Source organism: Promicromonospora kroppenstedtii DSM 19349 (assembly GCF_000515355.1).
Classification (GTDB): domain Bacteria; phylum Actinomycetota; class Actinomycetes; order Actinomycetales; family Cellulomonadaceae; genus Promicromonospora; species Promicromonospora kroppenstedtii.
Genome location: NZ_KI911720.1, coordinates 4,180 through 13,082, shown reverse-complemented (window position 1 = coordinate 13,082; position 8,903 = coordinate 4,180). Strand labels below are relative to the sequence as shown.

Genomic DNA, 8,903 nt, shown 5'->3' with positions numbered 1-8,903 from the left:
AGGGCGGCCGGTGCCTTCTCCAGGCCGCGGGAGTGGGCCGCGGCGCTGGACGGGACGCCGAGCAGGGCCCAGGGATCCGGGGACGTCATCCGACCAGTGTGCCGACGGGACGCCCGGGGCACCAGGCCGGAGGACGACGCAGGCCGCCTGCCCGGGGGCAGACGGCCTGCGTCGGCACTGCGGTCGTGCGGTGGTGCGGTGCTACCTCCCGACGTCGGACTGGCGGGCGGCCCGGATCAGCTTCGTGGCCTCCTGCGCGGTGATGACGTCGGCGTCGTCGAGCTGGTCGGTGACCTGGGTCACGTGGCTGACGAACGCGCTGTGGCTGACCCAACCGCCGTCGGCGTCGATCAGGTCGGCGACGGTGCACCCGTTGCCGGTGTCGTAGTTGGTCACCCTGCTGTCCTTGTTCCCGATGATCACCGTGGGGCGCTCGTCGGAGACGGGGCACGCGTCGATCTCGCCGCGGGCGACGTCGAACCGCAGGGTGCCGGTCCGGGTCACGTTGCCGGCGTTGTCGGTGGCCCGGTACGCGAACGCGTGCGACCCGGGCTCGGTGACCTCCACGGCGCCGGTGTACTCCCGGAAGGCGGGCGAGTCGAGCGCGTACTCGATGAACGCCACCCCCGACTCGTCGTCCCGGGCGGTGATGGTGACCGTGGCGGACCCGAGGTAGAAGCCCTCGTCGTCCTGGTCGCCGTCGACCTGCGCCGACGCGATGGGCTGCGTGGTGTCCGGCGGGTCCTGCCCGCCGACCACGACCAGGTCCACCGTGCCGGGCTCCGACGTGTTGCCCGCCGCGTCGGTGGCCCGGTAGGACACCGTGTGCGCGCCGGTCACGTCCACCACGATCGCGTCCGTGTAGGGCGCGTAGGCGGCGCCGTCGAGGCTGTACTCGACGGACTCGACGCCCGAGCCGGTGTCCTCGGCCAGGACCTGCACGGTCGCCGAGCCCACGTAGGCGCCGTCCTCGTCCTGCTCGCCGGTGACCTGGGCCGTCACCGTCGGGGGAGCGGTGTCCTCCGGCGGCGCCTCGACCACGGTGAACGTCGCCGAGCCCGGCTCCGAGACGTTGCCAGCCCGGTCGGTGGCCCGGTAGGTCACCGTGTGCTCGCCCGGCTCGTCGACGACGACGGGCGCGGTGTAGGCCGCGTAGCCCGCACCGTCGAGGTCGTACTCGATGCCCGCGACGCCCGAGCCCGGGTCCCGCGCCGTGAGGTTCACGGACGCGGAGCCCACGTAGGCGCCGTCACCGTCGAGGTCACCGGTGACCTCGGCGGTCACGACGGGTGGCGTGGTGTCCTCGCCGTCCGGCGCGACCACCGTGACGTGCAGCATCTCCGGCTCGGAGGTGTTGCCCGCCACGTCGGTGGCCCGGTACTCCAGCATGTAGGTGCCGGGCTCGTCGAGGACGACGGGCGCGGTGTACGGGGTGTACCCCGCGCCGTCCAGGTCGTACTCGACGCTCTCCACGCCGGAGCCGTCGCCGTCGTCGGCCGCGAGGTTCACGGTCGCCGCGCCGACGTAGGCGCCCTCGTCGTTCTGGTCGCCCTGTACCTCGGCCGTGACCGTCGGGGCGGTGGTGTCGTCGCCACCGCCGCCCTCGGTGACGACGAGCTCGCCCGACATCGTGCCGTGGCCCGGGATCGCGCAGAAGTACCGGTACGTGCCCGGGGTCAGGTTCACCTCGGCCTCGTAGCGGCCGCCGTTGGCGTCCAGGGGGTTGGCCAGGATGTCGAGGGTCACGTCCTGGTTGTACTCCGACGAGCCGGTCTCGAACGTCAGGGTGTGGGACATCCCGATGTTGTTGCCGGTCGCGGTGCTGTTCTCGAACACGATCGTGGTGGGCCCGGCCGCCGCCGTCGCGGGCGCGGAGGCATAGGCCGACACGCTCGCGCTGGCGGTGAAGGTCAGCACCTGGTCGGCCGCCTGGGTGGCGGCCTCCTTCGCGGGGCCGTCGGCCACCGGGGTGGCGGACGCCGGCGTGACCTCACCGGCGTACTCGACGGCGGTGGCGGGCGCCAGCGGCACCGCCACCAGGGCGCTGACCGCTGCCGCCGCCAGGAGGCGGGACAGTTTGTGTCTCATGGGTGTACCTCTCGTCTCCGCGGGCCTGGTCACAGGTCACGCACCCGGATGTTGCGGAACTCCATGGCGTCCGCGTCGCTGTGGTTCTGCAGGCCGATGTAGCCGCGCAGGAACTGGCGCAGGTCGGTCGGCGGGTCGCCGGCGCGCGAGGACTCCTTGCCGGGCGAGTTCTCGAACTCGTTGATGACCTCGCCGTTGCGGATGATCGTGTACTGCTGGCCGACCACCTGGATCTCGTAGTCGTTCCACTCGCCCTTCGGGGTGACCCCGGCGTCCTCCAGGGTGTTGGGGTCGAAGTTGTAGACCGACCCCGTCTTCTGGACCTCGCCGGTGGGACCGTCGTAGAGCTGGATCTCGTGGCCGCAGTAGATCGCCACCCAGGCCTCGTCGGCGGTGCCCTGCCCGCACTCGGGTCGCTCGTCCCGCGGCACGCGCGGGTCCGGGAACCGGGTGAAGACACCGCTGTTGGCGAACCTGCCCTCCGGCGCGGAGTCCTTGAACTGGAGCCTCAGCGAGAAGTCGCCGAGCTCCGCCCCCGGGTGCCAGAGCATGCCGAGCCCGCCGGTGGCCAGGATCGACCCGTCGTCCAGCAGATCGAACTTGCCGCCCGGCGCCTGTCGCCAGTCCGCGAGCTGCTCGGCCGTGCCGTCGAACAGCCACCGGTACCCGGTGCTGCCCTCGGCGCCGACGCCGGACGCCTGCGCCGTGCCGATCAGCTTCTTGCGCTCGGCGACCGTGATGACCTTGTCGGCCCGGAGCTGGTCGGCCACGGCCGTGACGTGGTTGACGAACCGGCCGTTCGTGTCCCACTCCCGCTCGTCCTCGATCAGGTCGTTGATCGTGCAGCCGCCCAGGTCGTCGTTCGTGACGCCGCTGTCCTTGTCACCCAGGAACACGGTGCCCCGGTCGTCGGGGATCGTGCAGGTGGTCTGGGCCGCGACCTCGACCGTGGACGTCTCGCCGTCGGCGTAGGTCACCGTCAGCGTCGCGTCGTAGCTTCCCACGCGGGCGTAGGTGTGCCGCGGGTTGGCCTCGGTGGACGTGTGGCCGTCCCCGAAGTCCCAGGCGTACGAGACGCCGCCCGAGCGGTCACCCGTGAAGGCGACGGTCAGCGGGGAGCTCTGCACGCTCGCGCCGGACGCTGCCGGGGCCGGGGTCGGGGCCCCGCCCTTGTAGCTGATCCGGACGAGCTTCTGGTTGGGGTGCAGGGAGAAGAACCCGCCCGCGTAGTCCAGCAGGTACAGGGCGCCGTCCGGGCCGAACTTGGCGTCCATCCAGCTCTGCACCTGCTCGTTGCCCGCGCCGCCCTGGATGATCTTGCGCAGGTCCTCGGCGAAGACCGGGGGACCGGCCTCCTCGACCGTGTCCGGGTTCACCGTGACGGCGATCCGGTTGCTGGCGTTGGACTGGTCGCCGATGAACCACTTGTTGTCCCAGTACGCGGGCCAGGCGACGCCGCTGTCGGTGTCGACGTCGGACCGGTGGTAGGTGGGACCGTCCATCACAGCCTGACCGCCACCGCGCAGGTACGGCATCGTGTACGTGGCCTCCTCGTCCACGTACGACGGGATGCCGTTCTCGCCCTCGGGGAAGACCGGGCCGCCACCGCTGGGGGAGTACCAGATCATGTTGTCCCGCACGGGCGGGAGGTCCACCAGGCCGGTGTTGCGCGGCGAGGTGTTCTTCGGGTTGTCGCAGTCGTACCAGCCCGTCAGCACCGTGGCGTCCTCGTTGCTGCGGTCGCGGTACGGCTGCCCGTTGCCCATGCAGTAGGGCCAGCCCTGGTTACCCGCCGAGGTGATGATGGTCGCGGTCTCGTACTTGGCCGGCCCGAGCTCCGGGTTCGGCATGCCCGCGTCCGGACCCACCCAGGCCGCCGTCAGCCAGTCGTTCTTCTTGTCGTAGGCCAGGCGCGAGATGTTGCGCACGCCCATCACGTAGATCTCCGGGCGCGTCTTGTCGTCCGGGTCGTCCGCCTCGGGGAACAGGTTGCCCTCGGGGATCGTGAACGTGCCGTCGTCCTCCGGGTGGATGCGCAGGATCTTGCCGTTCAGGTCGTTCGTGTTACCGGCCGTGCGGCGCGCGTCCTGGAACGACAGGCCCGCGTACTCCTGCGTCCAGTTGTTGCCGGAGTAGCCGTCCGAGCCGCCCGACGAGTTGCTGTCGCCGGACCCGATGTACAGGTTGCCGTCGTTGTCGAAGTCCATGCCACCACCGGCGTGGCAGCAGCTGTGGATCTGCGTGTCCCACTCCAGCAGGTCCTTGCGCGTGGACTGGTCGATGGTGTCGGCCGCGGCGTCATAGGTGAAGCGCGAGACCGTCCGCTGGCCCACGCGCCGCTCGACGTCGATCGACTCGTGCGGCATCCAGTAGACGTAGATCCACTGGTTCTCCTCGAAGTCGGGGTCCAGCGTGATGCCGAGCAGCCCCTCCTCGTTCTTGACCAGCTCGCTGCCGCTGCCGCGGTTGCCCATGACGTCCAGCGTGGTCAGCAGGTTCGTCTCGCCCGCCTCGGGGTCCCACCGGTGGATCGTGCCGCAGCCCAGGCCCACGTTCGGGTCGTCCCAGGAGACGACCGGCCCGGAGGGGCACGCGCCCTTGCCGATGTAGAAGACGCCGCCGTCGGGCGCGACCGTCAGGCCGTGCGGCTCGCCGATCTGGTCGAGCGTGCCGGCGGCGTTCGCCCCGGTCAGGCGCTCGGCCTCGTAGTTCGCCGCGATGGTCGCCTGGCAGTCGCCGCGCACCATGCCGGCCGACCACAGCAGACCGCCCAGCAGGTGGTCGCGGAAGCCCTCCTCGGCGTAGCTCGCCGCCGTGCCGCCCATGCCCGTGTAGAACGAGCGGCCGCCGTCGTAGTCACGGCACCACGAGATCGGGTGGAACGGGCCGTTGGCCGCCTCGCCCGGGTCGTAGTCCCACTCCTGCACCTGCGCGATCGTGTGCACCTCACCGATCGGGTTCGGCGACCAGTTCAGCCACCGGTCCTCACGGGTCCAGTTCAGCGGCAGCCCGTCGTTGGCCGGGTGTGCCCGGTCGACGACGTTCACCGTCGCCTCCTGCACCGGGACCTCGGGGTCGGGCTCCTCCTCGCCCGAGGTGTCGAAGAGCTGGATCTCGGCGAGCTGGGTGAGGTCGTCACCCGCGTTCGCCGTGATGTCCAGGCGGTAGTGCTGGTACGCCACGTCGTTGTCGAGATCGTAGTCGTTCGTGGCGAAGCGGTCCGGGAAGTCCTGGTCCGTCTGCGTGTCCAGGTCGGTCCAGGTCTCGCCGTCCGTGGAACCCTGCAGCGTCCAGTCGGCCGGGTCGCGGCCCTCGGAGTCGTTGGCCGAGGTCAGCGCGTACCGGGCGGCCGCCAGCGGCTCGGCGAGCTCCAGCTCGATCCACGCCGTCGGCTCGAACGCCAGCCACTTGGTGCGCGAGTCGCCGTCGATCAGCTTCGAGGCCACCTCGTTCGGCGGGTTCTCGGCGCTCGCGGTGGCGCTCTGCACCGGCAGCGGGTCCGGCAGGTTGCCGGCGGGACGCGTGCCGATCAGGCCGGTGAACCACTGAGAGCGGGCCTGGGCCCGTGCGGCGTCGCGGATGCCGAGGAACCCACCGCCGCCCTGCACGTAGGCCTTGAGCGCGTCCTCCTGCGCGGTGCTCAGCTCGACGCCCTCGGCGGACAGGAAGACCACACCGCGGTACTCCGCGAGGGTCTCGGCGCTGAACACCGCCGGGTCGCTCGCCGTGTGCACGGCGAAGCCGTTCTCGGCGCCGAGCTCACGGATGGTCCTGCTGGCCAGGGTGACCGGGTCGGACTGGTCGGCGGCCGCGCCGTGGAAGACCAGCACGGTCGGCTCGCTTGCCGCCGTGGCCTTCGTGCCCGCGGCCTTGGTGTCCGTGGCGGGCGAGATCTTGGCCGTGGTCAGGTCCGTGGGCGCGGTCGCCGCGGCGGTGCTCCGCTGGGCCGCCGCGGGGGTCGCCGCCATCGTGGCGACGAGGGCGGCGCCGGCCACCGCGGCGATGAGGCCTCTTCGTGTTCGTTGCATCACTGCTCCTTTGCGCGTGAACGGGGAGTCGTGCGGTCAGTGGTGCCCGGCATGGCTCGCCGCGCCCGTCTCGGTCTCGGTGGTGGCGGTACCGCTCGTGGTGCCGCTCGTCGTGTGGCCGCCGTGCTCGTGGAACCGGTCGATGGCGTCCTGGGCGCCGGCGGGCATGCTGCCGTCGGCGTTGCGCACCAGGAAGATCCCGGCCATGCCGCCGTCCGAGTGGAACTGGACGTGGCAGTGGTACATCCAGGCCCCCGCGCCCACGCCCTCGCCCGCGATGACCTGGAAGCCGAACGAGGAGCCGGGGTTGAGGTCCCGGGTGTCGATCACCCGGGAGGGGTCGTCGGGGCCGGTCAGCCAGCCGGTGCGGTTGTCCGCCCAGCGGTGCGCGTGCACGTGGAACGTGTGGAGCTGGTCCCCGTGCCCGATCGCGATGAACTCGACCTTCTCGCCCTTGTTCGCCTCCAGCATCGGGGTGTCGGGGGCGACCCTGTTGTTGATGGTCATGTCGTTGAACACGACGGTGTGCTGGCGGTCGGGCAGCGGGTCGCCCTCGCGCCGCACCACGAGGGCGCCGTACAGGCCCGCGCGCAGCCCGGCGGTGCCGTGCTCGCCGCCCATCGCGTGGTCGTGGTAGTGCCAGTAGCCGGCGGAGCCGGCCATCCAGGTGCCGTCGGCGCGCTGCTTCGGCTTGTGGCTCTTCCAGACGTAGGTGCGGGTCTCGCCGGGCTCGTTGAACGAGTCGTTGAACGGGCTGCCGTCCGAGTCGGTCGCGTAGTCCACGCCGTGCGGGTGGATCGACAGGCGCTTGTCGGTGTTGTTCACCAGCTCGACCTGAAGGGTGTCGCCCTCCCACATCTCGAGCACGGGGCCCGGGATGGTGGCCTTGCCGGGGGTGAGCCCGTAGCCGTACTGGCCCCCGGGCAGCGCCTCCGCGTACACGGTGATGTGCCGGGTGGACGCGAGCGGCCGGACCGACGACGACACGGCCACCGCCGTGTCGGAGCCGAGCGCCAGCGCCGCCGTCGGCGCCATGAGCCCGGCGAGGGTTCCGGTCAGGATCGAGCGACGGGACACGCCGCCGGGCAGGGGAGTGGCGTCAGTGCTGTTCTCGGGCATGAGTCTCCGTTCGACACCATCGGGCAGGCGGAAGTGCCCGTCCCGACGAGACTGAAGTGCAGGAGGGATCTGGCTCAGGCGTGCGACGCGGGCGGCGGCGACGCCGGGAGTGACAGCGGTGTCAGAGAGGTGGACCTCATCGTCGTTCCCTCCATGGGTGCGTCACGTGGTCGTCGGCGACGACGGCCACGCCCCCGGGGCAGGACGTACTCCACCGGGTGACTTTTCGAACATAGGAGGACTTATGGCGAGTGTCAAGCAAAAGTTGGACAGACAGCGACAGGCTTCGTCTATGTGACCAAGCAAAGATCCCGGTGGGTCGCGCCGTCCCGGGGCTTCACGCGGTCCCGAGCAGCAGCCAGACCGCCGTCGCGAGCAGGACGGCGCCCGTGAGCAGGCCGGTCAGCGGGTGGGCGAGGGTCACGGTCGGGCGGTGCCCGCGCGGGCTGGTGACCAGGCGCAGCAGCCCGCCGAGCGGCCAGGCCACGGCAGCGGCCACCAGCCCGGCGGCGGCGCCGAGGTACAGGTGCGGTACGTCCAGGGTGTTCGCGATCACCGCCACCTGGATCGCGGTGGAGACCGAGACGACGGTCGGGATGAGGTGCAGGCGGGACTTGCCGGTGGTGACGCTCGCCTTGTCGGCGTCCTTGGCCGCGGCCTTCGCCTTGCGGTACCTGCTCGCGATCGCGCCGGTGGCGAGCCGGGTCACCGCGCCGTGCACCAGCAGCGCGGCGACGTAGATGCTCACCACGCCGCCGGTCACCGACGTGCCGTCGGACCAGGTGCGGACGGTGGTCAGCGTGCCGAGCGCGCCGACCGCCGCACCGAGGACCACGCCCCCGATCGGGAGGAACCGGGACCAGGGTCCGGAGTGTCGCACGGTCCAGGCGAACCACAGGATCCCCAGGACGCTGACCGCGGTGGCCGCCAGTGCTCCGTCGCTCGTGTGCTCCATCGTCTTCCTCCCGTCCGAAAAAGTACAAATCGGACGGCAGAGTACGGCGTTTTCCCAGGTCAGGGAAGGTTTCTGGTATCTGTCTGGTGATGTCGGCAGGAGTTCACGCCGAGTTCACCGCGCCGGTGCGGCGAGGTGGTCGAGAATCCTGGACCGGACCGCGCGGTCACCCAGGATCTTGTTGTGCCCCAGGCCGGTCGTGGTGAACAGCTCGCTCGAGTCCGCGTGGGCCTCGTGGAGCTGGACCGACAGGTGGTGCGGGTTCACGCGGTCCCCGTCGTCGTGGAGCCAGAGGGTCGGCACGGACGCCGGGACGGTGCGCCCCAGTAGGTCGAACCGTTCGTAGACGTCGGGGTGGTCGGGCAACCCGTACCGCTGGGCGGCCGTCGCGAAGGCCTCGCGGAGTGCCCAGGGGAGCCCGGACCCGCGGACGAAGCCGTCGGTCGTGACGCGGACCGACGTGAGGCCGGAGATCGCGGTGAACCTCTCGGCCGCGACACCCTCGTGCAGCGCGATCCCCGCGCCGAGCACGCCGAGCGAGTGCCCCACGACCGCGGCCCACGGCGCGTCCTCGGCGTCGGACAGCCGGCGGATGATCGCCAGGTCGTCGAGCCCGGTGCGCCGCTGTCCACCGGAGGCGCCGTGGGCGGGCGCGTCGTAGGCGACGACCCGGAGCCCGGCGCCGACCAGGTCCTCGATGACGCGCCCGAACG

The 8,903-nt window shown here is 71.3% G+C and carries 5 protein-coding genes and 1 pseudogene; all 6 read right to left on the bottom strand.

Annotated features, from left to right (window positions below; all coding sequences use genetic code 11):
• Nucleotides 1-89: pseudogene (locus PROKR_RS37875) on the bottom strand (arginase family protein); the annotation flags it as partial.
• Nucleotides 90-201: 112 nt separating this feature from the next.
• Nucleotides 202-2,088, bottom strand: a complete 1,887-nt coding sequence (locus PROKR_RS20545) for an OmpL47-type beta-barrel domain-containing protein (protein WP_036966621.1) — start codon at nt 2,086-2,088, stop codon at nt 202-204.
• 29 nt (nt 2,089-2,117) lie between these two features.
• Nucleotides 2,118-6,116, bottom strand: coding sequence for a ThuA domain-containing protein (locus PROKR_RS20540; protein ID WP_084800568.1), 3,999 nt, complete (start codon nt 6,114-6,116; stop codon nt 2,118-2,120).
• 36 nt (nt 6,117-6,152) lie between these two features.
• A complete protein-coding gene (locus tag PROKR_RS20535; RefSeq protein ID WP_036966613.1) occupies nt 6,153-7,235 on the bottom strand; it encodes a multicopper oxidase domain-containing protein in 1,083 nt (360 codons plus the stop codon).
• Nucleotides 7,236-7,572: 337 nt separating this feature from the next.
• Nucleotides 7,573-8,190 carry a hypothetical protein gene (locus PROKR_RS20530; protein ID WP_036966611.1) on the bottom strand — a complete coding sequence of 206 codons (618 nt, stop codon included), beginning with the start codon at nt 8,188-8,190 and terminating at the stop codon, nt 7,573-7,575.
• 114 nt (nt 8,191-8,304) lie between these two features.
• The coding region (locus PROKR_RS20525; RefSeq protein ID WP_036966609.1) for an alpha/beta fold hydrolase at nt 8,305-8,903 on the bottom strand (599 nt) is incomplete at its 5' end.

Bases quoted from the DNA above. Each gene is read 5' to 3' on its own strand.
- PROKR_RS20545 (WP_036966621.1), bottom strand. From the start codon at position 2,088: ATGAGACACAAACTGTCCCGCCTCCTGGCGGCGGCAGCGGTCAGCGCC.
- PROKR_RS20540 (WP_084800568.1), bottom strand. From the start codon at position 6,116: ATGCAACGAACACGAAGAGGCCTCATCGCCGCGGTGGCCGGCGCCGCC.
- PROKR_RS20535 (WP_036966613.1), bottom strand. From the start codon at position 7,235: ATGCCCGAGAACAGCACTGACGCCACTCCCCTGCCCGGCGGCGTGTCC.
- PROKR_RS20530 (WP_036966611.1), bottom strand. From the start codon at position 8,190: ATGGAGCACACGAGCGACGGAGCACTGGCGGCCACCGCGGTCAGCGTC.